Annotated in this window: 24 protein-coding genes and 1 pseudogene; 7 read left to right on the top strand and 18 right to left on the bottom strand. The window is 37.3% G+C overall.

What is annotated here, in order from left to right:
• Positions 1-68 precede the first annotated feature (68 nt).
• The gene (locus GMD78_RS04760) at positions 69-1352 is read right to left on the bottom strand and encodes an L-lactate MFS transporter (RefSeq protein ID WP_155667577.1); all 1284 of its coding nucleotides are present in this window, start codon (positions 1350-1352) and stop codon (positions 69-71) included.
• Positions 1353-1860: 508 nt separating this feature from the next.
• Here GMD78_RS04760 and GMD78_RS04755 point away from each other — a divergent pair.
• Positions 1861-2640, top strand: a complete 780-nt coding sequence (locus GMD78_RS04755) for a Cof-type HAD-IIB family hydrolase (RefSeq protein WP_155667576.1) — start codon at positions 1861-1863, stop codon at positions 2638-2640.
• A 29-nt stretch (positions 2641-2669) separates the two neighbouring features.
• Here GMD78_RS04755 and GMD78_RS22005 read toward each other — a convergent pair.
• Positions 2670-2879 (bottom strand): annotated as a pseudogene (locus tag GMD78_RS22005) (DUF3006 family protein); the annotation flags it as partial.
• Between the two features lie 299 nt (positions 2880-3178).
• On the opposite strand from GMD78_RS22005, the gene GMD78_RS04745 reads away from it, so the two are divergent.
• Positions 3179-4459, top strand: a complete 1281-nt coding sequence (locus tag GMD78_RS04745) for an MBL fold metallo-hydrolase (protein ID WP_155667575.1) — start codon at positions 3179-3181, stop codon at positions 4457-4459.
• Between the two features lie 19 nt (positions 4460-4478).
• Positions 4479-4751 carry a DUF3006 domain-containing protein gene (locus tag GMD78_RS04740; protein WP_155667574.1) on the top strand — a complete coding sequence of 91 codons (273 nt, stop codon included), beginning with the start codon at positions 4479-4481 and terminating at the stop codon, positions 4749-4751.
• A gap of 59 nt (positions 4752-4810) precedes the next feature.
• Here the strand turns inward: GMD78_RS04740 and GMD78_RS04735 are convergent, their stop codons facing one another.
• Positions 4811-6604 (bottom strand): S9 family peptidase, encoded by a 1794-nt coding sequence (locus GMD78_RS04735; protein ID WP_343042119.1) that lies wholly within the window; start codon positions 6602-6604, stop codon positions 4811-4813.
• 265 nt (positions 6605-6869) lie between these two features.
• Here GMD78_RS04735 and GMD78_RS04730 point away from each other — a divergent pair, with 265 nt between their 5' ends.
• Positions 6870-7994 carry an amidohydrolase gene (locus GMD78_RS04730; protein ID WP_155667573.1) on the top strand — a complete coding sequence of 375 codons (1125 nt, stop codon included), beginning with the start codon at positions 6870-6872 and terminating at the stop codon, positions 7992-7994.
• A gap of 66 nt (positions 7995-8060) precedes the next feature.
• Here GMD78_RS04730 and GMD78_RS04725 read toward each other — a convergent pair whose 3' ends face one another.
• From GMD78_RS04725 to manA, 7 genes are all read right to left on the bottom strand, one after another.
• The gene (locus GMD78_RS04725; RefSeq protein ID WP_155667572.1) at positions 8061-8636 is read right to left on the bottom strand and encodes an REP-associated tyrosine transposase; all 576 of its coding nucleotides are present in this window, start codon (positions 8634-8636) and stop codon (positions 8061-8063) included.
• Between the two features lie 224 nt (positions 8637-8860).
• Entirely contained in the window at positions 8861-9670 is an 810-nt protein-coding gene (locus GMD78_RS04720; RefSeq protein ID WP_155667571.1) for an LCP family protein, read from the bottom strand.
• 244 nt (positions 9671-9914) lie between these two features.
• Positions 9915-10052 (bottom strand): hypothetical protein, encoded by a 138-nt coding sequence (locus GMD78_RS04715; protein WP_155667570.1) that lies wholly within the window; start codon positions 10050-10052, stop codon positions 9915-9917.
• Between the two features lie 228 nt (positions 10053-10280).
• Positions 10281-11774, bottom strand: a complete 1494-nt coding sequence (locus tag GMD78_RS04710; RefSeq protein WP_155667569.1) for a BCCT family transporter — start codon at positions 11772-11774, stop codon at positions 10281-10283.
• 384 nt (positions 11775-12158) lie between these two features.
• Complete coding sequence (locus GMD78_RS04705) at positions 12159-13022, bottom strand: aldose epimerase family protein (RefSeq protein ID WP_155667568.1); 864 nt, start codon at positions 13020-13022, stop codon at positions 12159-12161.
• 61 nt (positions 13023-13083) lie between these two features.
• Entirely contained in the window at positions 13084-13941 is an 858-nt protein-coding gene (locus GMD78_RS04700; RefSeq protein ID WP_155667567.1) for an ROK family protein, read from the bottom strand.
• A 25-nt stretch (positions 13942-13966) separates the two neighbouring features.
• Entirely contained in the window at positions 13967-14923 is a 957-nt protein-coding gene (manA, locus tag GMD78_RS04695) for a mannose-6-phosphate isomerase, class I (RefSeq protein WP_155667630.1), read from the bottom strand.
• 194 nt (positions 14924-15117) lie between these two features.
• Here manA and hpaB point away from each other — a divergent pair, with 194 nt between their 5' ends.
• Together hpaB and GMD78_RS04685 are read left to right on the top strand one after the other, a co-directional pair.
• Positions 15118-16518, top strand: a complete 1401-nt coding sequence (gene hpaB, locus GMD78_RS04690; protein WP_155667566.1) for a 4-hydroxyphenylacetate 3-monooxygenase, oxygenase component — start codon at positions 15118-15120, stop codon at positions 16516-16518.
• 136 nt (positions 16519-16654) lie between these two features.
• On the top strand, positions 16655-16972 hold the full coding sequence (locus GMD78_RS04685) for a CHY zinc finger protein (protein WP_155667565.1): 318 nt from the start codon (positions 16655-16657) through the stop codon (positions 16970-16972).
• Positions 16973-17055: 83 nt separating this feature from the next.
• On the opposite strand, the gene glpX is transcribed toward GMD78_RS04685, so the two are convergent.
• The 5 genes from glpX to GMD78_RS04660 all read right to left on the bottom strand — a co-directional run bounded on the left by glpX (position 17056) and on the right by GMD78_RS04660 (position 20535).
• Positions 17056-17997, bottom strand: a complete 942-nt coding sequence (glpX, locus tag GMD78_RS04680) for a class II fructose-bisphosphatase (RefSeq protein ID WP_343042118.1) — start codon at positions 17995-17997, stop codon at positions 17056-17058.
• A 247-nt stretch (positions 17998-18244) separates the two neighbouring features.
• Positions 18245-18823: a signal peptidase I gene (lepB, locus tag GMD78_RS04675; RefSeq protein ID WP_155667564.1), complete on the bottom strand. Its 579-nt coding sequence runs from the start codon at positions 18821-18823 to the stop codon at positions 18245-18247.
• Positions 18816-19265: a hypothetical protein gene (locus GMD78_RS04670; RefSeq protein WP_155667563.1), complete on the bottom strand. Its 450-nt coding sequence runs from the start codon at positions 19263-19265 to the stop codon at positions 18816-18818. Before GMD78_RS04670 ends, lepB begins: the two co-directional genes overlap by 8 nt.
• A 59-nt stretch (positions 19266-19324) precedes the next feature.
• Positions 19325-20107 carry a hypothetical protein gene (locus tag GMD78_RS04665; RefSeq protein WP_155667562.1) on the bottom strand — a complete coding sequence of 261 codons (783 nt, stop codon included), beginning with the start codon at positions 20105-20107 and terminating at the stop codon, positions 19325-19327.
• A 23-nt stretch (positions 20108-20130) separates the two neighbouring features.
• A complete protein-coding gene (locus tag GMD78_RS04660) occupies positions 20131-20535 on the bottom strand; it encodes a hypothetical protein (RefSeq protein ID WP_155667561.1) in 405 nt (134 codons plus the stop codon).
• A gap of 382 nt (positions 20536-20917) precedes the next feature.
• Here GMD78_RS04660 and gloA2 point away from each other — a divergent pair, with 382 nt between their 5' ends.
• Complete coding sequence (gene gloA2 / locus GMD78_RS04655) at positions 20918-21304, top strand: SMU1112c/YaeR family gloxylase I-like metalloprotein (protein ID WP_155667560.1); 387 nt, start codon at positions 20918-20920, stop codon at positions 21302-21304.
• A 112-nt stretch (positions 21305-21416) separates the two neighbouring features.
• On the opposite strand, the gene ulaA is transcribed toward gloA2, so the two are convergent.
• From ulaA to GMD78_RS04640, 3 genes are read right to left on the bottom strand one after another with little or no spacing between them, the layout of a single operon-like run.
• Positions 21417-22781, bottom strand: coding sequence for a PTS ascorbate transporter subunit IIC (ulaA, locus tag GMD78_RS04650; RefSeq protein ID WP_155667559.1), 1365 nt, complete (start codon positions 22779-22781; stop codon positions 21417-21419).
• Positions 22782-22817: 36 nt separating this feature from the next.
• Complete coding sequence (locus tag GMD78_RS04645; protein ID WP_155667558.1) at positions 22818-23084, bottom strand: PTS sugar transporter subunit IIB; 267 nt, start codon at positions 23082-23084, stop codon at positions 22818-22820.
• Between the two features lie 24 nt (positions 23085-23108).
• The gene (locus tag GMD78_RS04640; RefSeq protein WP_155667557.1) at positions 23109-25214 is read right to left on the bottom strand and encodes a PTS sugar transporter subunit IIA; all 2106 of its coding nucleotides are present in this window, start codon (positions 25212-25214) and stop codon (positions 23109-23111) included.
• Between the last annotated feature and the right edge of the window lie 124 nt (positions 25215-25338).

The raw sequence follows: 25338 nt of genomic DNA, 5'->3' as shown, positions 1-25338 counted from the left end.
TCCTAATACGTATTTCATATGCACCATAAGGGTCGACTCCAAATAGGAATCGGACCCTTAAAAAATAATTATGCTTGCTTTGCAACGCCCACTTTTTGAACGGATTTGTTTTGCTTACCTCGTAATCTTTTAATATCGACACGAATCCAAAGTGAAATCGCAAATGCAATAACGAACATGATTCCAAAGATCATCATAGTTACATTATAACTATTCGTAGAATCATAAATCAATGATAATAGAATTGGACCGACAACCCCTGCCATTGCCCATGCCGTTAAAATATAGCCATGGATTGCCCCCAGTTGTTTTGTACCAAATAAATCACCAATGTAGGCTGGTACAGAAGCAAATCCACCGCCATAACAAGTTAAAATGGCGAACAATAAAATTTGGAATACTAATGGATTAGTCGCATATGGTAGCATGAAAAATGCCACGATCTGAATGATAAAAAATGCGGTATAAACATTTGGTCGTCCGATATAATCAGATAATGACGCCCATGCAAGTCTCCCCCCACCATTGAACACACCTAAAATTCCAACCATTGCCGCCGCTGCAATTGCAGTCATGCCAGTAATTTCCTGTGCCATTGGTGAAGCAACTGCAAGAATAGCAATACCACAGGTTACATTAATAAATAACATGAACCATAGCATCCAAAAACGGCGGGTTTTAATGGCCTCATTGGCTGTAAGCTGTGATAAATCTTCTTTAATTTTACCTTTTGCTGTATCAGCTTCTTGTTTCTCCGTAAACCCTTTTGGTTTCCAACCTTCTGGAGGTGGAGCTAAGTATTGAGCAGACACGGTCATGACTACAAAATATATCGCACCTAGAATAAAGAATGTATTAGAAATACCAACAGATTCAATTAACGATGCTGCAGCAGGTCCACTAATCATCGCTGCAAATCCAAATCCCATTATTGCTAGACCAGTCGCAAGACCGCGACGATCCGGGAACCATTTTACTAATGTGGATACTGGAGAGATATAACCAATCCCTAACCCAATACCACCAATAATCCCGTAAAAAAGGTATAATAATAATAATGATTCTGTGGCCGTTGCAAGCCCGGAACCAGCTACACCTACTCCGAAGAATAATGCTGCGAGCATACCAGACTTTCTAGGTCCACTTTTTTCAACAAACCTACCCATAAATGCTGCCGAAAATCCTAAGAAGAAAATAGCAATACTAAAAGCAGTAGACACTTGCGTTTGGTCCCAGCCAAACTGATTGACCATTGGATTGGTAAACACGCTCCATGCATATGCTGAACCAATGGATAGGTGTACCCCTACTGCCGAAGCAGCGATTAGCCACCGATTTTTGACCTTGTCCATAAGAACCCTCCCTAAATAATTTTATATAGAACGTCAGGTCCACTCTGAGTGAATGTGGATTGACATTGCTATTTAACTTGGATTGGATTTCAATACGACTGTTTTATGTAGTTGACTGAAGAAGAAAGTAGTTATTTTAGGATGTATGATGTAGCAGATAAGAAAATTTTCTTATTAAGTGCATCAAAAGGCTCTTGCCATAAGGGCTTGGTAAAAGCCAAGCATAGTAAATAATATTATAAATTATTTAAATTATTAGTTATATTAGCATTAAAATAAATACATATCAATCAATTAACACTATAACCACAGTGTTAATAGTTATAAATTTTTCACGGGTACTATGAAGCCCTCTAAAAAGTAACAGATTGGTGCTTTTTTAATTGTATGAGTGACTAACTATGATATTGCTTTTATTAGAAAAGGTTAGGTTTATAAGTTGACATGAAAGGCCTTTCACGATTTAGAATGAGTGTAGTAAATAAAATAGTTTAGGAGTACTGAAATTATGACCAATCATAGTGTTATCTTTTTTGATATTGATGGAACATTACTTAATGGAGAAAAGGAATTACCTCATTCTACAAAAGAGTCGATTTTCAAATTAAAAGCATTAGGACATGAAGTAGCTATTGCAACAGGAAGAGCTCCATTTATGTACGAAGATCTACGTAAGGAATTAGATATAGATACGTTTGTTAGCTATAACGGACAGTACGTAGTCGTTCGAGGAGAAGTGGCATATGTAAATCCATTAAACATTCCCTCTCTTAAAAAATTATCAGAAATGGCTCTTGAAAAAAATCATCCAGTTGTATTTATGGATCACGAGGACATGAAAGCAAATGTGCCAGAACATCATTATATTAATGAAAGTATTTCAACATTAAAAATTGAAAAATTCCCGACACATGACCCACATTATTACAGTGGTCGAGAACTGTATCAATCCCTGCTTTTCTGTGAAGAAGGAGAAGAAAAACAGTATGAACAAATTTTTTGTGATTTCAATTTCGTTCGCTGGCACCCATATTCTGTAGATATTACTCCAAAAGGTGGTTCCAAAGCAAAAGGAATTGAACAAGCAGCTGAAAAATTAGGATTTTCTGAAGAACACATATTCGCATTTGGGGATGGACTAAATGACATCGAGATGTTATCAACTGTTAAAAACAGTGTAGCCATGGGGAATGCAGAAGAAGAAGTGAAATCCGTAGCCCAGCACGTAACCAAATCCGTAGAAGACAACGGCATCCAACACGGCCTTAAAATGGTAGGACTACTATAATAGCGCAGGTGCCATTGTCGGTGCCTGTCACTTGTCGGATTTTGTCGAATTATTATATTGAACCAGGTGTCTTTTTTTGTTCCAGGTGGTAATTTGTCTATTGGTACAATCAGTTCCTCATCTATATCTTCCAATAGAATAACGGCATGTACTTGATCTTCAATCCGATCAAGTACACCGTACACCCCACTTGGGTGTATACAAGTAAATCCAAATAAAACGATCGTTACAATTCCCATATCTTTCCCTCCGTCTTTTTTTCATTTTCCTCATTATGCCAAGATAATTTATATCGTGCACACTCCTACAATGACAAAACCTAGATTGAAGAAAGCTTAATCATTCATTTTTTCACTAGAGAAAAGTAATTTATTGCACCTCTCCCTATTCCTAAATCACCATTTCAAGCAATAAAAGTAACCTATAACTGTTTCCACCCCCTTTCCATAAGAATCAACCTAGTATTTAATACACATTTTTGTTACCATAATCAAGTAAAATAGAGACTGAGAACTGACATCAATTGGGGGAATTTTACTTGAAAAATCATTTGTTTTTATCCATGCTTATCGCTATCTTGTTAATAGCTTGCGGGCAAGGTATAAAAGAGCAACCTAATCCTGACCAAACTAATGAAACGGTAACGGAAGATCAACATAGCTCAGGTGTAGACAGTAGCAATACTTCTGAAGAAACAGAACAAACTGATGAAGAGGAGATTAATAGTGAAGAGGTTTCGACTACGACTGACGCAGAAGAAAAGACTGCAAACAACGAATCCCTAACCGGATTAGAGGTTCATTACATTGACGTTGGGCAAGCTGATGCAACACTGCTTCAGTTTGAGGAATTTACTATACTTTTTGACACAGGGGATTGGCGAGGAAATCAAGTTGTTAATTATTTACAGTCACAACATGTCTCTACCTTGGACTTAGTAATTGTTAGTCACCCTGACGCCGATCATGTTGGTCAATTAGAAGATGTCGTTCAAACATTTGATGTAGGTGAGGTTTGGATGTCGGGTAATGAAAGCACATCGAAAACCTTCCAAAATGCGTTAGAGGCCGTTTTAACTAGTGGTGCGGACTATTATGAACCACGAACTGGTGAATCCTTTGAAATGGGTAACATGAATATTGAGGTCATTTATCCAGATAAAATCACAGGTAAGACAAACGAAGAATCCATTTCCGCATTGTTTACCTATGGAGATGTGAAGTTTTTATTTACCGGTGATGCAGATACAAACTCGGAAAGAAGAATGATGAACGTTGGAATTAATCTAGACGCAGATATTTTACAGCTTGGGCATCATGGCTCTAGCACATCAAGTGATCCTTCATTTATCGAAGCTGTTTCACCAGATGTTGCCATCTATAGTGCTGGAGCTGACAACAGCTATGGACACCCCCATGCTGAAGTAGTGTCCCATATTCAGAATTTGGGAATAAAGCTATTTGGAACAGACGTCCATGGTACAATTATTATTGAAACCGACGGTAAAGAATATGACATTCTCACAAATAAAGATGGTACGATCAGTCCAAAAAGTAACCATTCAGCTACTAATACAAATGAAACAACAGAAAAAGAAGAAAAATCTAATCAAAGCTCAAATCCTTCTGGAAGCTGTGTAAATATTAATAGTGCTTCGGTGGAAGAGGTACAACAAATCAAACATATTGGAACTGTCCGGGCAGAGGAATTAATCGAAAAACGACCATATAAATCTGTTGATGGCCTCAGCGCTATTAATGGAATTGGTCCTGCTAGAATTCAAGATATTAAAGATGAAGGAATAGCTTGTGTGGAGTAAAGAATAGGAGGTTTCAACTATGCAGGTGCAAGGTGTACTTGATCGTTTTGAAGATCAAAATCAAGCAGTTATTCTTATTGAGGAGCTTAAGGAAGAATTAGTCGTTTCAAAAGATACCCTACCAGCCGGTAGCGAGGTTAATACCTATTTCACTCTAGAAAAAAACGAAGATGGAGATTTTACCATCCTCGCCATAAACGAAAAAGCTACCCAAGCAGCAACCAATAAAACATCCAACCTAATAGCAAAACTAAGAGCCAAAAACCAAGGAAGCAAATTTAAAAAGAAATAACCTATTGTCGGTGCCTGTCACTCCTCGAAATTTGTCGAATTTTGTCGGTGCCAGGCACCTTACAAATATTTCCTAAAGAATTCTACAATTTTGGTGTTCATGGTTATGTGGTTTTCTAGCTTTTCTGTTTGATGTCCTTCGTTTTCAAATACAATCAGTTCAACCGGCTTTCCTTGTTTCTTTAAGTCAGCTGTTAATTGTTCTGCTTCACTAACTGGGACACGGACATCGTTTCTCCCGTGAAAAACAAGTAATGGTGCAGTGATTTTATCGGTATGGTTTAACGGCGCGATCTCCTCAAAGAAATCAACGTCGTGTTCTAATGAACCATATTCATACTCTCTAATTTTCCTACGCCATGGTCCAGTATTTTCTAAGAATGTTTTAAAATGAGATATTCCAACAATATCGACTCCAGCCGCCCAAACGTTTGGATAGTGCGTTAACGCAGCTAGAACCATAAATCCACCATAGCTTCGCCCCATAATTCCAACTTTATTTTCATCTACGCCATGGCTTCTGACCAGGTCCTCGACTAACCATTTTAAATCTGCTACGGCATCCATTCGCTTCCGAACGTCATCCAATTTTACATACTTTCTACCATATCCCATGCTTCCACGAACATTCGGTGCTGCTACAGCAAATCCTTTAGCCGCTAAATATTGAATTACAGGGTTGAAAACGGAACGAATTTGACTTTCTGGGCCACCGTGTACGTAGATGACAACAGGCTGTTCTTCGTTCTTTTTCCCATATAAGAAATAGGGAACCTCTAATCCATCAAAAGAGGAAAAGCTACATAATTCCGGCTCCATCCATAAATGACTGATAGACTTTTCCTCCCCTACAGTAGTAAGTCTTTCCGTTTCATTTTTCTGCAAATCTACCAGCCATATATCCCCTGGATGTATAGAGCTTTTCACCCCAACAATTAACTCATGATTACTTAACCAGGAAAGTGAATCATACACTCCAGATGGTAATCCGTCTACATAATTGAAGGTATGACTATCTAACTGATAGATTCCTAATTTAGAAATTCCGCCCTCATTAACAGTAAATGATAGTTTTGATTCATCTAGAGATAGCTCGATTTCTTCAATATCCCAGCCATCTATTTCTAAGACTTCCTTTAATATGGATGGGTTTTGAAAAGAAAAATGAAATATGGCCAATGTATCCCGCCCTGCGTCCGTTAGCAAAATTCCTCCCTCATCATTTCCCGTTACAATTATTGATCCATATCTACCATTCATATCTTTAGGTCCTATTTGTTTCAACTGCTTCGTTTCTAAATTTAGAACATAAAGCGACTGATCAATATTTGTATCAATCAAACGTAATATAAGGTTCTTACCGTCCTTCGTCCAACAAACGGGCGCACAGCTACCGTCATACTGATAAACTAATTCTTCCGTGTTATTTTCTAGGTCAAAAATATACACATCAAAATAACCTGGATGACGCCGGTTACTTGCAAAGGAGATTTTCTCTTCACTCGGTGACCAACCACCGAATCGATGGAAATGATCCTTAGAAACAACAAGCTCATCCACGTTCGATTCATTTTCAGTTAATAAAAATAACTGTTGTTTTTCGTTCCCATGGTGATCCATTCCAACAATCGTTTTCGTCCCAGTTGGAGAATGATGGACAGACATAACCCTATCCTTTAATTCCGTATATTGTTGCGGGGAGTTTTCCTTTTGACTCCATTTCCATACTTGAGGAATACCTGTAGCTTTAGATAAAAAGGTAACCTCTCTTTTGCCTGGAATAACCTTAGGTGCCGTTGCACCATGCGTTTTTAAATAAGCAAGTAGTAACTGCTCCTCTGTCATCAGTTTCATTTGTATCCCTCTCCTTCAACGTGTCTTTCTTATACTAAAAGTCTGAATTTATATAGATATCTGTCCAATCAAGGTGTTATGAAAAATCATAAAGTAATTTGTTTATTAAATCAATTATTTTAGAAAATTCCACTATTATTCAGCATTAACAAACCATACATTCCCTTATCAATGGTATAATGACAAAAAATGGGTAGTGCCTGTCACTTGTCGAAATTCGACAAGTGACAGGCACCTTCCAAAAATTAGGAGGATTTATTTAGTTATGCTTGTGATTAAACATGCAACGATCTATGATGGAACAGGTAAAAAATTAGAGGGCAAAGCGATTCTTGTTAAGGATGGAAAGTTTGAAGAGATAACAGACGATACAAATATACCTGTTAGCTACCAAGTAATCGATGCGGCTGGAAAGGTTGTTACACCTGGTCTTATCGATGTACATACTCACTTAGGTGTAGCTGAGGAAGGCGTAGGCAAAGAGGGTAGTGATTTTAATGAAACAAGTAGCCCAATTACTCCCCAAGTAAGAGCAATAGATGGGATTAATCCAATGGAAAAGGGGTTTGAAGATGCTCGTAAATCAGGTATTACTACCGTTCAAGTCATGCCGGGAAGTGCTAATGTCATCGGAGGAGAAATGGTTGTTTTAAAAACTATTGGCCATATTGTTGATGACATGGTTATTAAATCACCTTCTGGTATGAAAGCTGCAATGGGAGAGAACCCAAAAAGAGTTCATGGAGATAAAGGAAAAATGCCTGTTACACGAATGGGCGTTGCGGCACGACTTCGTGAAAAACTAATTGAAACGCAAAATTACATAAATGGAGATCAAAACGAAAGAAAGCTAGACTTGGAAAATCTAGCAAAAGTAATTAATAAAGAAATTCCATTACGCGTTCATGCGCACCGAGCAGATGATATTTTAACAATTCTCCGCATCAAACGTGAATTTGATATTGATATTACGATTGAACATTGCACAGAAGGTCATCATATCGCAGATTATATCGCAAAACACAAAGATGTGCGTGTATCAGTTGGTCCAACCATGTCTACACGTTCGAAAGTAGAGCTCAAAGACAAAGGCTGGACAACGATAAAAACATTACTGGATGCTGGAATATCATGTTCTATAACGACGGATCACCCAGTTGTAGGAATTGAGTACTTAGTGACTAGCGCAGTTCATGCAATTAGAGGTGGAATTACAGAAGAACAAGCACTTCAAGCTCTCACTCTAGATGCAGCTAAACATATCGGTGTTGCTCACCGCGTTGGGTCTATTGAAGTTGGAAAAGACGCAGATTTTGTTATTTGGACAGGCAATCCATTTGACCTAAGGAACAAAGCAGAACAAGTATTTATTGATGGGAAGGAAGTTTAAGAAGGCGAGTAGTGCCAAAAACGAGTAGTGCCTGTCACTTGTCGAAATTCGACAAGTGACAGGCACCTATTTATATTCACTTTCCATTTCTAATCTTATATCTTCTCCTTCTGTGAATTGACGATATAGTTCTCTTTTTTCTAATTCTCCGCCTGGAAAGCTTTCCAAAATGGTATTCATACTCAACAAACGTTCGTCGGCAGTATACAAATAATAACGATAACTACTCCAACGATACATTTCCGCTTTCTGTACAATTCCAGCTTCGACCGGATTTAGATGAATATATTGACTGATCCGCAAAACTCCATACCGATCTCCAATCAACTTATCAAAATACCGTTTTTCAAACACATGGCCGGTTAAATCATATTTATTATTAAAATAATCGGCATACCGTTTATTAATTAGCGACATCACTTTGGAAGTAGGTTGGTTTTTAGAACGCAGAAGTAGATGGAAATGATTTGTCATGAGGCAGTACGAGGCAAGCTCAAAAGGGGCTGCTTTATTTACATGTTGTAACAGGTACAGAAAGATGCGAAAATCACTATCCTCTCTAAAAAGCGGATCCCGCCTATTTCCACGGCATACGATATGATAGAAATATTCAGGTATCCAAACTCGTCTATTTCTTGGCATTTAACTTTCACCTCCTCTCTCCTAAGATAATATTTGAGACGGAGATAATTGTCTAAATGCTAAAAACTCATTTTATGAAAGTAAAATCACTTTAAAATCAAAGTTCGTATCCCACCATATGAAATTTTTCCATCCATATCGCATTAAATTATCATCTTAAACCTATTTCATTAATTTCATATCTTTTCGACAGGTGCCTGTCACTTGTCGAATTCAAAGACGCTCTAGTTATTTCCATCACCATTAGCTGGTATTGATTCTAATTCTTCTTCCATTCGTGCATATGTCCAAAACATCCCCAATAAATCACCCAACCCTAAGTCTGTCTCTATCTTGTCACCTACTGCACTAAACATCGTAGTCGCCAATTGGAGGGACATAGAACTTGTTAATTCTTCCATCACAGCTTCCGTTACCAACATTTGACGCTGCATTTGTTCTAGTTCAGCTAATGATCCTTGATTCCCGGATAGAATGAATTCCATCGTCTCCTCACCACTTAGGTGAATTTCTTCTTTACTAGCATCTGTATCCCCTTGAGAAGAACTTATCGTTATTCCTCCCATTGAATCTATCATCTCAGGTAGTACATTCCCATTTAGTTTTATAAAATGATCTACTTCCAAATCTAATTCCGATTCAACAACCTCAATTGCCTCTTGTGTATCATCTACAGCTAGTCCTTCAATACTTGAAAGATTTATTCCTTCTTCAGCCAATTGAATCAAATTGAATTCTTCCTTGACAGGGTCTAATACTAGAATAGCCCCCAAGTCATTAATCGTGTGTTGCTCATCTGTACTTATAAATAAAATATGCTTCCTTGAATCGCCTTGTAAATTTGGTTTATCCTCATAATCTCTTGTAGGTGGTAGTACATCCTGCATTTTATTCTTCACCTTTTCACTGACACTCTTATAAATGGAATCCATGTTATTATCCGATGATTCCGGTGCTGTAGAAATCCAATCGTATCCAATTATAATAAACAATCCAACTATCCAAAGAGCTGCTATCGTGATTAATTTTTTCATAGGAAACCTCCAGTAAAACGTCCAATAACCTTGGAATTTTACTAGATATTATTGCCAATAATTACTTTATCTAACCAGATAGCAGGTAACACTATGAAACTTAAACCTAAATATATTATTCTAATTTACCGTTCGACAAATTATTCCCCGGGAAATAATGATTATATTAACCCTGTTTTATACAGTAATGACATATCCTATGCACTATTTACGATCCGGATAACAATCTTCCATTCAACTTACATCAAAAAAAGTCTTTCAACAGATATAATCCTAAAATAATTGCTCCAATAAATAAAAGAATTTTGATAGCCTTTTTAGCAATCTTCAATCCTATAATAAGTAAAAATAATGCCACTATAGCTAATACTATGGACTCCATTCGCTTCGCCTCCACTTTTTATTTTCATCCTTATACATGGACGAACACTGTTCATGCATAATCAAACATAAACACTTTGCATATCCCAAGCCATTATGACAAATACCTTAGTTACACTTATGCAGAATAGGAATGTTTTATACTTTTTAATTTATCCAAAAAATAGTGCCTATCACTTATTCGACAAGTGACAGGCACCGACAAACACATTCAAAGACCGTTTCTTAGTTATTTCTTTCGTTTAGCTGTCTGTACTTCATTATTTAATGCTTTTAATAAGGATATCACCATTAAGATCATAACGAACGAGAATGGAAATGCTGCAGCTATAATGGTATTCTGCAATGCTGTCAGTCCACCTACATATAGTAGAACTAATGCAACCGATGACTGCGCTAGACCCCAAATAATTTTAACCTGATTTGGTGGTGTTAATGAGCCATGGGTAGACTGAATCCCTAATACAAATGTTGCGGAGTCTGCTGATGTAATGAAAAATGTAAAGATTAGTAGAATTGCAAGCAACGATAAAATACCTGAAATTGGTAATTGATCAAACATATTGAATAATACCATTTCCGTTGAAAACTGAGTTAAATCAATTGCTCCACTACGTTGTACATCACCAGCTGTTGTTCCAAATGTTGCAAACCAAATACCAATAATTAATGTTGGTACAACGATCACACCAACCATAAACTGACGAATTGTACGACCACGAGAAACTCGAGCAATAAACATTCCAACAAACGGTGCCCAAGCAATCCACCATGCCCAGTAGAAAATAGTCCATCCATCTAACCATGCACGATTATCTCCTTCTAAGGAAGCCGTACGGAAACTCCAATTCACGATGTTTTGCAAGTAAATTCCAAATGTTTCAGTAAACATATTTAAAATCAATAATGTCGGTCCAACCGTTATAACCGCTATAAATAGAAATACCGCGATTACCATATTGGCGTTTGACAAATATTTAATTCCTTTACTCAAGCCCGACCATGCAGAAATTAAAAACAATACCGTTACAACTAGTACTATAACAAATTGTGTAGGAAAACTAACTTCAATTCCAAAAAGATGAGACAAACCTCCATTAATTTGCGCAGCACCAAAACCGAGTGATGTTGCAACACCAAAAATAGTTGCAAACGCTGCAAGGATATCAATTAACTTTCCCCAAGGACCATTCATTTTATCGCCGAACAACGGCTTTAATGTTGCGGAAATCAATCCAGGTTCATCTTTACGAAATTGGAAATAAGCTAGTGCGAGAGCGACAATGCCGTACATTGCCCAACCGTGGATTCCCCAATGAAAGTACGTAACAGCAAGCCCTTCTTTGAAAGCTTGTTCCGTACCTGGTTCTGATAATGGAGCATCGTAAAATGCGTGGAATAGTGGTTCAGCTGAACCGTAAAACACAAGCCCAATACCTAATCCTGCCGAAAACAACATAGCAATCCATGTTAATGTAGAGAAATCAGGTCGTTCATGATTTTTTCCTAAGCGAATCTTTCCATATGGACTAAAGATAATGAAAATGGAAACGATAATCAGGAAGGTCATTACCCACATGTAGTACCAACCAAATGTCGTGGATAGAAATGCGTTAATGTTGGTGGTTACCTGTTCTGACAACTCGGGAAACATTGCCCCGATAAAAACTGCAATGATGACTAATGATACTGTAACATAAAATACACTTGATACTTTCTTCATGTTTACCCCCATTAAATTTTTATTATTCAGTTTTTTTGCAGTATAACATTATGATTTTCACCCCATTGCCAATCACCTCCTATAAATAGGATATACCCCATCTTAAATTATTTCAAACCACTTTCTATTATTCCGCTTGCTTTTTAAAATGCTAAAACCTAATAAAACTTGATCTAGACAACCTTTAGCAATCTCCAAAAAATTAGCAGACTTGGCATTCGCCAAGCCCTTAAGATGAATGCCATAATTACACTAATGTAGGATAGGAAAGTTTATAATTTCCTATCTGCAAAAAAAACTGTTAATACCTTGAGGGAATTTCCCCAACACATTAACAGTTTACCATTCATTTATTCGACAATTTACGACAAGTGACAGGCACCCTTATTCTACTCTAAATCTTACAAATGTGTCGAGGGTTTCTTTTGGTTCAATCATGACGAGCTCTTCTTTTCGATTCAATTCCCCCGCCATTGCCATCCAGGGTTCTACGCAGATAAATTCTTTGCCCTTTTCCGTCCATATAACTGTGTACTTATACTCTGCCCCGGTTTCCATATGAACTTCCTGTCCAGTTCCTAATTCCATCGAAACCTTACGCGCTTTTGCATCAAGTAATACAACGGATTCCTTGCGATTTTCCATGTCTACGCTACCTTGAAAATCCTGTACCGATTCATCACTATAATCAAATAATTTCGTAGTATCTGTCTTCAACACAACATTTTTCTGACTGGCTTTAAAATAAGGATGGAGTCCAACATACATCGGCATTGCTTGGTCTGATACATTTCCAAAACTTTGTTCAATCAAAAGCTCATTCGCACGAATCGTGTACGTAAATAACACATCAAAATCAAATGGATATACTGCTTTCGTGCTAATACTGCTTACAAAACGAACGGTAATGGATGCTTGTGTTTCATCCTGCTTCTTCTCTACCACTTCCCAAGGATATATTCGAGCTAGACCATGATTTGGCATATTATATGTTTCCCCATCCCATTCATATTTCCCTTCCTCTAGTTGTCCAGCAATAGGGAACAGAATCGGAATGCCACCACGAATATTTTTACTACGATCATATAGCGTCTCTTTATTTATATAAAGCTGTTCCTTCCCATCAACACCAAAGGAGGTGATGATTCCACCTCTTTCTGGACAAATAGTCACCCAAGCACTATCATCTGCATTACTTAGTTGATACATCGTAAAGGATTGCTCCTCAAACGTTTGAATCTGATACATAACCAGTCTCCTATCTGCTTATCCTTGTGGTTAAAACGTAAACACGTTGGCTATCCTAAACTCAATCCACACCATCAACTAACCCAAAAGCACCAACTATTCCTTGATGATCACCCAGTTTAGGGGCAACGATAAATTCATCTATATTACCGACATGTACATACTCATTCATCTGCTTCATAAAATATTTACGTATTAGCTCATACAATCGCTCTTGCTTCATCACACCGCCACCTAAAATAATCCGTTCTGGTGATAGCATCACTGTGTAATTCACGATAGCCTGCGCTATATAGAAAGCTTCTAATTCCCAAACCTGCTGATCATCACTTAGTAAATGGCCTTTTTTACCATAACGCTGTTCAATCGCCGGTCCAGAAGCAAGACCCTCCAAACAATTTCCATGATATGGACAGACACCTTTAAAATCATCGTCTTTATGTTGGGGAACAAAAATATGGCCCATTTCAGGGTGATTTTTCCCTTGAAAAATGATCCCATCATGTACGAATCCAGCACCAATTCCTGTACCAATCGTTATGTACAAGCAACTGTTTACATCTTTTCCAGCTCCATATTTGTATTCCCCTAAACAAGCAGCATTTACATCGGTTGTAATAAAAACGGGAACAGAAAAATCTCGCTCCAACCTTCCTAGTATATCATAATGTTTCCATTTTGTTTTGGGGGTGTTCAAAATAGTTCCGTAGGTGTTACTATCCCGACGTAAATCAATGGGTCCAAAGCTACCGACACCAATTGCACTTATTTCATATTTGGCAAAGAAGTGTTGCACTTCGTCTAGCGTAGTTTCTGGGTCCCGTGTTGGAAAACAAATTTTATCAACAACTTTTCCAGAAGTATCACCAACAGCACATACAAATTTTGTTCCTCCAGCTTCTATTCCACCAACAAGCATAGAAATCCCCTCCGGTTAAGAAAAATTATTCATGTGATACAATCATTTCGGCATTTCCCGTAATTTCGTACGATGTTATTCCATGGGGAATCACAAAATGAGTCCCTTTTTCTATCGGAAAACTTTTACCATTCATTATTATTTCTGCATTTCCCTCTATAACACTTACTTGTAAAAAGTCCTGTTCCATTGCTAATGAGGCCTTTCCACTTAGCTGCCAATGATAAACTGTAAAGTACGTTTCTTCTACTAACTTTTTCGAAGTTAAATCGTTAATTACTGCTACACGTTGATTAACTTTTGCATCCTGGTGCGGAACTGTTGTGACCTCTTTAGAACGTTCCAAATGCAACTCGCGCTTATTTCCAGCAGCATCCGTGCGATCATAATCATAGACACGATAGGTAATATCAGAGCTTTGCTGTGTCTCTAAAATGACGATTCCTTTTCCAATAGCATGAATCGTGCCACTTGGTACATATACAAAATCACCAGTTGTTACTTTTACTCGCTTTAGAAGTCGGTCCCATTCACCAGCTTCCATCATGTGTTCAAGCTCTTTTCTTGTTTGTGCGTGGTGTCCTAGAACTAATTCCGCACCATCTTCAGCACTTAACACATACCAGCATTCCGTTTTCCCATATGGTTGTCCTTCTACTTCACGAGCAAAATGGTCATCTGGATGAACCTGAACAGACAAGTCGCTATTCGCATCCAATATTTTTACAAGTAATGGATATGCCTCGTTATTTTCCGTATTCTTATTAAATAATTCTCCGTACTCCTGCCAAGCATCTTCCAATGTCTTCCCAGCAAGAAAACCATTTTTAATTTTACTAGGTCCATTGGGATGAGCTGAAATCACCCATGCCTCACCGGTTTGGTCAGAAGGTATCGAATAATTAAATTCTGTACGTAACTTCTTTCCACCCCAAATACGCTCCTGCAAAACAGGCTCCAAAAAAACCGGCTCATTATACATAACCATAAATATCCCCCCATACATAAAAACTCACTACCCTAAATGTACCATTTTCGACAGGTGCCTGTCACTTGTCGAATCCTGTCAACAACGGTTATTTTCGAATAGTTTTTTCTTGATGACAAGGTACGATTTGCTGGTATCTAAATATATTGGTATATAAGGTTTTTTACAACTATTAGGGGTGGATATAGATGCCTGCTATATCAGGTAATGAATATATCGAGCGAATCAATCAGTTAAAAACTACTATTTGGTATAACGGAGAGCCGTTAACCGGGGAAATTTCAGAGCACGCTGCCTTTAAGGGGGCAATAAAAAGTCAAGCAGCACTTTATGATTTACAGCACGACCCTGAGTTAATAGACGTCATGACCTACACTTCTCCCAAAACTGGTAATAAAATCGGAATATCATACCAACAACCAAAAACGCAGGATGACCTTATAAAACGGAGTCAAATGATTCAAAAGTGGGCTAAAACAAATCATGGCATGCTCGGTAGAAGTCCAGATTATATGAATAGCATTCTAATGGCGCTTTCTGCTTCTGCTAGTTTATTAGAAGGAAAAGAAAACTGTTTTCCTGAAAATCTCATAAACTTTTATGAACTAGCTAGGGAAAAGGATTTATCCTTCACACATACGTTTATTAATCCACAAGTCAATCGTTCACCCTTTTATTTAGAGGAAACTGATGAACCGATAGCTGCCAAAATTATAGATGAAATCGATGATGGTCTAGTTATTAAAGGTGCTAGACTATTAGCCACACAAGGTGGAATGACAGATGAAATTCTTGTGATTTCCCCTGGAGGCATTAATGATCCCGATTATGCATTTGCATTTTCCATTCCTTCCGATACGAACGGTTTAAAATTTATTTGCAGAGAGTCCTTTGCTCTTGGAGATAGGGAATTTAATCATCCGTTAAGCTCCCGTTTTGAAGAAATGGACGCGATAGTCGTATTTGATAAAGTTGTAGTTCCTTGGGATCGAGTTTTTTTCTACAAAAATATCCAAGTAGCAAATAGCTTTTTAAGTCAAAGTGCATTCCGTCCATTTGCCTTGCATCAAGTGATTAATAGGCAAATAGTAAAATTAGAATTCATCGCAAGTGTTACAGAGGAAATCGTGCAAAGCATTGATATTAGTGGTTACGGTCATGTTCATGAAAAAATGGCTGAAATTATTATTGCGATCGAGACAATGAAGGCACTCCTTCTACAGGCCGAAACCAAAGCTGCAGTTGATGAGTTTGGTTTAATGAGACCTGATTTAACTTCATTACAAGTAGCTAGCTGCACATTTCCAAAGATCTATCCTAGGCTTATCGAAATCATCCAGCTTCTAGGGGCAAGTGGAATGGTTACTATCCCAACTGAGTCGGATTTTGAATCCTCCATTCGAAAAGATCTTGATCAGTATTTACAAAGTGCCAAACATCCTGCAAAAGATCGAGTGGAACTCTTTCGACGAGCCTGGGACCTGACCATGAGTCCATTCGCCACCCGGCAAACTCAATACGAACGATTCTTCTTCGGTAACCCAAGTACCATAGCAAGTGACCTTTATCAAAACTACACCTTTAACTAATGCTATATTCCTATGGTGCCTGTCACTCCTCGTTATTTGTCGTTTAATGTCGAATAGAGGTTTCTCCTCCTACTAGCTTTTAGTTTGTAGTACACTAAGTAGTAATTACGACACAGACTAGCAAGGAGGATGGTTTATGCCAAGAGTATACGGGCCAACTATTGATGAAGAAACACGTTGTATTCACTATCATTCGCTAAATGATATTGTAGCGATTAAATTTAAATGCTGTAATAAATATTATCCATGCTATAAATGTCATCAGGAAAGTGAAGGCCATAGCATAATTAAATGGCCGAAACAGGAGTTTGACGAGCAGGCAATATTATGTGGTGTCTGTAAAACCGAACTCACTATTACAGAATATGTACAAACAAACACCTGCCCAACATGTCAATCATCATTTAATGAAGGTTGTCAGAACCATTATCATATTTACTTTGAAATGGAATGAAATCGGTGCCTGTCACTCCTCGAAATTTGTCGAACACAAAACAACCTCGAATGGATTTTCCATTCGAGGTTGTTTTCATTGTGTTATACAGTAACTAAATGATTGGTTGCAACTTTCCTCCAGGCGTTCGTGGTTCCATCTATTACTAAGCTTTCCGTTACAAGTCCGTCTTCATCTTCGTTCGCACCTTTTAGGAACAAGGTATTTGTAATAGCTGTTGCAATAAATAACCCTTGTTCAGAGCTAACTAATTGATCATGTCTTAAGGCTGCTTTAGGATTATCAAGCCCCATTTTCAGGCAACGATCATATTCTTCATCATTTCTAAATGATAGTCTCGCCTGCATTTCTCCACCTAGGCAGTTTATTGCAACTGCTGACAGAACGCCTTCAGGTGCACCGCCAATATTATAAAACATATCCATATCCATATTCCCCATACTTGGCGTGATCGCACGGATAACATCACCATCACGGAACAAATGCACCGTAGCACCGGCTTCTTTCATTATACGAACAGCCTCTTCATGTCTAGGTCGCTCCTGAACAAAGATATTCATTTCTGACATTTTTTTACCTTTTGCTTTCGCAACATGATATAAATTATCAACTAAAGGAGCCTCAATATCAATTCTCCCAGCGGCTTCTGGTCCTACAGCTAATTTTTCCATATACATATCTGGTGCATGTAGCAAGCTTCCTTTAGGAGCTGCAGCTATTACCGCTATACCGTTATCTTTTCCTGCTGACGTCGGGGTGGTTCCATCAATGGGATCTACTGCAATATCAACCGCAGTACCCTCTCCATTGCCAACTTTTTCACCAATATATAGCATCGGTGCCTCATCTATCTCACCTTCACCGATTACTATTACACCTTGCATATCAAGTTGCCTCAAGTTTTCTCGCATTGATGTTACAGCAGCACGATCCGCTTCATTTTTATCTCCTTTACCAACCCAAGGTAAAGTAGCTACAGTAGCCTTTTCTGTTACGTTAAGAAAACCTTTTAGTAAATGTTCCACCCTGTAAAAACTCCTTTATGTTATTCATGGTTTATAATTTATACTTACATGAATGTAATCAGTAATGAATAATAATGTGTTACTCTTAATCTACTAAACACACTCATTACATCCTAATCGACATACATAATCCTAATATAGGATATACTAAAAGTCAAATGTGTCACATTAATAGACAGGTGCCTGTCACTTGTCGTTATTTGTCGTTATTTGTCGTCCACTTATGTTTAACTTGTTTTGTTACTTGTCACTCCTCGATTTTCGCCGAATCTTTCATCGTTCCAAATGGAAAGATAGATAGAATTGCTTTTCCTTGTACCTGAGCATCTGAAATCGTTCCTACATCTTTATCTCTACTATCCAAACTTGCTCCTGGTTGTCGGTTGTCACCAATCACAAAATAACTTCCCTCATTAACCACCTTCTTCGGCATATCATTAGGAATCCCTGTGACATAGTTTTCTTCTAACGGAGTACCATTAACAAAAACAACGCCATCTTTAATTTCTACTGTTTCATTTGGCATTCCAATCACCCGTTTGATCACATCGAAACCATTTGTATCTCGGTAAACAATGACATCGCTCCGCTCCACAGTGTAGAATACTCCACTCGTCAACAAGATATCGTTATCTTCAAGGGTTGGATTCATGGAATTCCCTGCTATGACAGCAAAACCAATGACAAACCTAAATAACAAAAAGACCCCTACGATCAACACCGTAAACATAATCCAGCTCATCACACTAGAACGATTATCACGAGATGCATCCTTTTCCTGAGATAAAGCAGCATCCACTAGGTTTGCCTCTTGTACCTTAGTCATTACTATTTCCCCCGTTGTCCTCTACTTCCTCTAAAATTTGTTCCATTTCTTCTTTCGCATGTTTCAATATACGATCGAACTCATCCAAGATTTCCTGTTCTATCTCATCATTATCGATATCTATTTCTTTGATTAATTCATCTGAGTAACGCTTCAATTCTTCTGCCCGCTGATTTTTTTCCATCTGCACAAACTCATTTAAGTCCTGTTCCGCCGCTTCAATCGCTAATTGCAACTCTTCCTTTAAACGATCAGTTTGTTTTTTCTGCTCTTGCGAAATGACTTTCTCTATCTCTCCGATCGATTCATCCGTTTTCTGATCAAACCAATTGGTTAACATTGCTCCGATATCCTGATCGGCAAACACAACTGTAAAACTACCTCCAACAACTATGATTAAAAAAAGAGTTCCAACTACAATCTTCCGCATTTTCTCTTGCATCTTACCTTTACCTCCTTCATAGAAATTTCCCCACCACAAAGGCGGTGGGGATTTTACTTTTACTCGTTGATACCGGAAACTACTTCATCTAAAGCTTCCAAAGCATCATTTTCCAACTCTTGTGCAGCAGCTGTGATGATGGCTTGCTGCTCCTCTACAAGTCCTGTCAATAAGTCTTGTACCTCATCACGTAAATCTTCAATATGCCAATCAATTTGATTCATCAAGTTTCTTGTAGTGATTTCTTCTTGGTTTTCGATCTCTGCCGTCAAAGTCTCCTTCGCTTCACGAATAGCATCCTCCAATTCTGTAACCGCCTCATCTCTAGCAGTGTTTAAGTCCGTAGTCATTTGCGTAACTGCTTCTTGTCCAACCTCATCTGTAAAATCTGTTAGGTCATTTGTGGCATATGCCAGCCCTTCAGCTTGTAATCGTTGGATCTCAAAATAACCATCTAGAAACACGTTATAGTATTCCGCACCGATACTTTCTAAGATTGCCTGTTGCTCCTCATCTAATGACTCAATATGACTCATTTTAGCTGCCAAAATTTCATTTAATGACTCGTTTGTTTCTAGTTCTCTTGTTAAATCAATATCCAGCTCTGCATCTGTCTTCAACCCTTCGTATTCTTCGAGTAATCCAGGTAATTGACTCTCACCATAAGCCGTTACGTCTTCTTCAATAGTTGCAACAGATTGGTTAAACATACTGTTATACCATTCTCTTAAATTTTCTCCCGCATCAGTATTGGCAAATACAACCCCTGTTCCTGAAATCACACCAGCAGCTAAAACTCCTGCAACAATTTTTCCCTTCACCGTTCCTAAACCTAATTTCATTTCCAAAACTCCCTCTCATTTTTTTATTCCTGTAATAACTCTTCCAGATACTGCTTTACATCTTGTCCAATTTCCTCACGAAGTTCTTGTTTTTTTCCTTCTTCAAAATCTTCGAGGTTTCTTTCTCCCAAGATGTCCCTAGTTTCTGCAATACGAGAAAGGTAGTCTTGCTGATAATTGGTTACATTCCTGCTTTTTTCTCTACCTATTTCTTTATAGAAGGCTAGTAATTCTTCATGACGTCGATCAGACAAATTTTTTTGATTTTCGAATAGATCTATTAACGTATTTTTCTTTTCCATTAAAAGACCTTCTAGTTTATTTAAGTAGAGATCTAATAGATTGTTCCCATTTTGAGCATGGGTAAAAATCGTTGTAAATAGGAAAACAAATCCAGTTAAAAAGATACAAACTACTATTTTCCTCACTATCACCTATCCTTTCTTCGTATGAAAATTTGACTACTAAAACGGTGTCTTTTATCTATCTGTACCCACATTAACAAAAAATTCGAAAGATTAAATCGGATAAAATCACCAAATATTAAGTAGTAAATAAGTTACATTGCTTACATTTTTATACATTAACCAACAAAAGAAATGAACACTTCCTATCGAACCATGTAAAACTACATCATAATATCTCAAACTATCACATATCGTACTAGTTCATTCTATGCATAGGATAGTTACAAGTACCTGCAAAACCTCGAACTATGTCGGATCTATAAAAGATACTTCTTCTCTAGTAATCAATCAAATCTATCGGTATACTTGTCTTAATGGAGCCGAGTGGAAGGGAGAGAAGTCTATGAAGCTACGAAAAATTCATCATGTCGCCATCATTTGTTCAGACTATGAAAAATCAAAGAAATTCTATACAGAGGTATTAGGATTGCAAATTGTTGGAGAATCTTATCGTGAAGAAAAAGAGTCATTTAAATTAGATTTAGCACTCGGAGACGCCTATCAAATCGAATTATTTTCTTTTCCTTCACCACCAAATCGACCTAGTTACCCAGAAGCGGTAGGTCTACGTCATTTAGCATTTGAAATAGATTCTGTTGACGAGGCTATTGGAGAATTAGAACAACATGGGATTGTAGCAGAAGCAATTCGCATGGATCCAACAACAGGGAAAAAATTCACCTTCTTTCCTGACCCTGATGGATTACCAATTGAACTTTATGAAAAATAAGGTGCCTGTCACTTGTCGAAATTCGACAAGTGACAGGCACCACTCGAATTAAAACCAAAAAACACTTGGTTCCTACGCTAATAGGTAAACCAAGTGTTTTTTATATCTGGTTTTATGCTGCTTTTGTTTCTTCTTCTACTTTTTGTACTTTTTTCCAACCTAATGCGAATAAGCCAGCAATTAAAGCTAATGCGATAACAATGAATAATAGATTTGACTGAATTAGATTAATAAGATTTCCAAGAACGATACCGACTACACCAAAGTCAGCATCCCCAAAGGTTGTACCTTCAAATCCTAGTGTACCAAGAACAGGTAACAGCAATGCTGGTAGGAAACTAATTAAAAATCCGTTCGCCATCGAACCGATGACAGCACCTCTACGTCCACCAGTTGCATTACCGAACACCCCAGCAGCTGCCCCAGTAAAGAAGTGAGGTACTAAACCTGGCACGATTACTTTCAAGCCAAATAATGGCAATAGGAACATACTAATTAATCCCGCAATAAAACTAAATAAGAAACCGATTATAACCGCATTTCCTGCGAATGGGAAAATTGCCGGACAATCTAGTGCAGGTTTTGCATTTGGAACAATCCTATCTGCAACCCCTTTAAACGCTGGAACAATTTCACCTAATAGCATTCGAACACCTGCTAAAATGATGTACACACCAGCAGCAAATGTTAACCCTTGCAAGAAAGCAAATACTAAAAAGTTTTGCCCACCACTTAACTCAGATTCAATAAATGCTGGACCAGCAAATGCCGCAACAACGAAGAATAAGATCACCATGGTTAATGATACAGAAACGGATGTATCACGTAGAAATCCTAGCGATTTAGGTACTTTTAATTCTTCTGTTGATTTTGAATTTTTCCCAACTGCTTTACCTACTAAAGCGGATACAAAATAACCAATTGAACCAAAGTGTCCAATTGCAAAATCATCAGAACCAGTGATTTTTCTAGTAAATGGTTGTAACATTGCTGGAGATAATACCATTAAAGCACCTAGAATAATAGATCCAACAACTACCATAGTTACCCCAGTAATTCCTCCAGTTGTTAAAATAACACCAATCATACACGCCATAAACATCGTGTGATGTCCAGTAAGGAAAATGTACTTATACGGCGTAAAACGAGCAAGTAAAATATTTACAATCATACCAAATAACATAATCATCGCCGTTTCAGTTCCAAAACTTTGCTGGGCAACTGCCACAATTGCTTCATTATTAGGAATTACCCCATCTACATTGAATGCTTCATTAAACATACTAGAAAATTGACCTAATGCCAAAACGATAACATTTGCCCCAGCATCTAAAATCACAAAACCCATGATCGTTTTCAATGTACCAGAAACTACATCAGCAATATTTTTGCGCTGAGCAATTAAACCAACTAAGGCAAAAATTCCAACCAAAATCGCCGGTGTCCCTAAGACATCATTCATAATTAAATCTACCATTCATAAACTCTCCCTTCATTTTTTAAATAAAGATGATTAGAGATTATTCTCTAAAGCCTCTCGCAACTCATTTTTATCCATTAGATTCTTTAATTTCACAACATTTTTCTTCCCATCTTCTAAGCTTTCCACAATATCTTCAGATCCAAGATATACATCAGCTTGTTCAGATTTTGCCGTTGCAAGATCCGTATGAGAAACATCTGCTTCTTTTCCTAGGTCTTTTAAAATTGCATTTACATTCATTTCAACAATCATGCTACTTCCTAATCCATTACCACAAACTACTAAAATCTTCTTCATGACAAATCCCCCTTAATAAATTTTTTATTTAATTTGATTAATAATCTCTAAAACTTCTTCTATTTTCTCTGAATCTATTAACTTTTTTACATTAGATTCATTGGATAATATCTCTGTTAACTGAGACAATGCTTTTAAATGTGTTTCATTATCAATTGCTGCTAAAACAACGATAAGCTGTACACGATGTTTTTCTTTTTCAGAAAAATATACAGGCTCTTTTAATCTTAGAAAACTCATTCCTAATCGCTCCACACCTGCTTCTGGCCTTGAATGTGGTAGCGCAATGTTTGGGGCGATTACGATATAAGGACCAAGTTCATGTATGTTATCGATCATCGCTTGAACATACTCAGGGCGAATTGCTTTTTGTAATACCAAAGGCTCAGCCGCTGCTCGGATAGCTTCTTCCCAGTTTGAAACTCTCTCTCTAAACTGGATCGTTTTTTCTGTTAATAATTCATTGAGCAATGGTTTTCGAACCTCCTTTGCTTGTTGTTTACGTTCTTTAATAACTTCGGATAAAGCTGACCTTAGCCCAATCCTGTCATGTATCGAAGCATATCGATCAATTACTGTCATCATTTCTCCCAATTGATCCTGCTTTTCTGTATCTAAATCAAATAATTCATTGACTTGTTGCAGAATACGTTCCTTTTCTACATTGGACAAAATTGCTGGGACATGAATGACTGGAATATCTTTTTCCATAATATAATTGGTAGAAAATATAACATCTACCTTTTCATGCTCCACATGGAATTCACGGATGGATTGAATGGAAATGACATCTAATCCGGCAATTAAACCTTCCAATTGTGTCTTCAGCATATTAGAAGTACCAATCCCGTTTTCACAAACAATGATTGCTCTATACTTAACATTTACTTGCTTCTTTTCTTTTGTTAACCAGCCACCAAAATGCAAGGAAATATATGCAATCTCATAATCAGGAATAGGTTTTCCAACATAGTACTCTAAATGAAACATGACCTGCTTTGTAAAGTGGAAAATATCAGGGTAATTTTGTTTAATACTTTCTGTAAAATCATTTGAATATTTCACACTGTATTTCAACCTGTAGTAGGTAGGCTTTATGTGTGAAATTAAATTCTTCTCTAGTCCTTTTCGGTCATCAAAAATGACACAAGCATTATTTTGGAAATCAGAGACCATTCTTTCTACAACCTTTTGTAATCCAGCAAGCTCTCTTTCGGAATAATTACTTAAATCATCATGATGTACCTTCGACCCTAATAAATGCATCGTCACAAAACATATCTCATCATCTGGTATTTCTATTTGAAATTGAGCTAACAATTTTTCTGCAATTAGCTGTGCTGCATGATAGTACGTAGACTGCCGCAGAACATTCTTTTCTTCCGGATCAATTCTAACCATTTGATGTGCATTAACCCTTTTCATTACAACCATTAATTGAATGGAAAGCATCTCCACCATTTCATCTGTCAAGGTAAAACGAAGCTCTTTTTCAGCCTGATTAATAATCTCTAGAATCACTTTTCTCTCTTGAACATCATGATCTTTGTAAACAGAGCTAGGATAAATCATACTATATATCTTTATCCGAAATACCTCTGTCTCTTTGTTTAATAAGGTATAAGTAAGCACATGTGATAATAGCTTTCGTTTACTTTCCTCTGATCCTGTAATTTGATAGCCATACGACCTGGAGTAAGTTAATGCTAGATCATGTTCAGTCAAATGCTCCTTTACTTTTTGTAAATCTTTAACAACTGTTCCTCGACTCATCTGCGATAATTTTATAAACTCATTCATGGTTATATAGGTATCAGTAGTTAATATTTTCACGATAAACAGCAATATTCGTTCTTGTTCTGAAAACTGATACTCATATTCATTTTTAATTTGTATTCCTTGCTCCGCCAACTTAAATTTAGATTGATCTGGAAGGCAAAAACCTTTACCGTAAATGTTTTGAACTGGTTCTAACTGTTGGTCGACTAACCAATTATTTAATTGTTCCATATCGTAATATATCGTGCGTTGAGAAACGCCCATTTGATTGGATAAAACCTTAGCATGAACTGGTTCAGACTCTTGCATGAGTGCAGATAATAAGTACGCGCGTCTTTTATCTAATACCACATCAAAGATCCTTTCACAAAACAAGTTTGCAATGCATTGCACTAAAAATAATAAAAGGATTAACCTTTGACCACATTATAGTACGAAAACAACAATAAAGTAAGGGGTTCCAACGTTCAGAAAA

Source organism: Ornithinibacillus caprae (assembly GCF_009728145.1).
Lineage (GTDB): Bacteria > Bacillota > Bacilli > Bacillales > Amphibacillaceae > Ornithinibacillus > Ornithinibacillus caprae.
The sequence above is the reverse complement of the archived record's forward strand: the minus strand, read 5'-3'. Positions and strand labels throughout refer to the sequence as shown.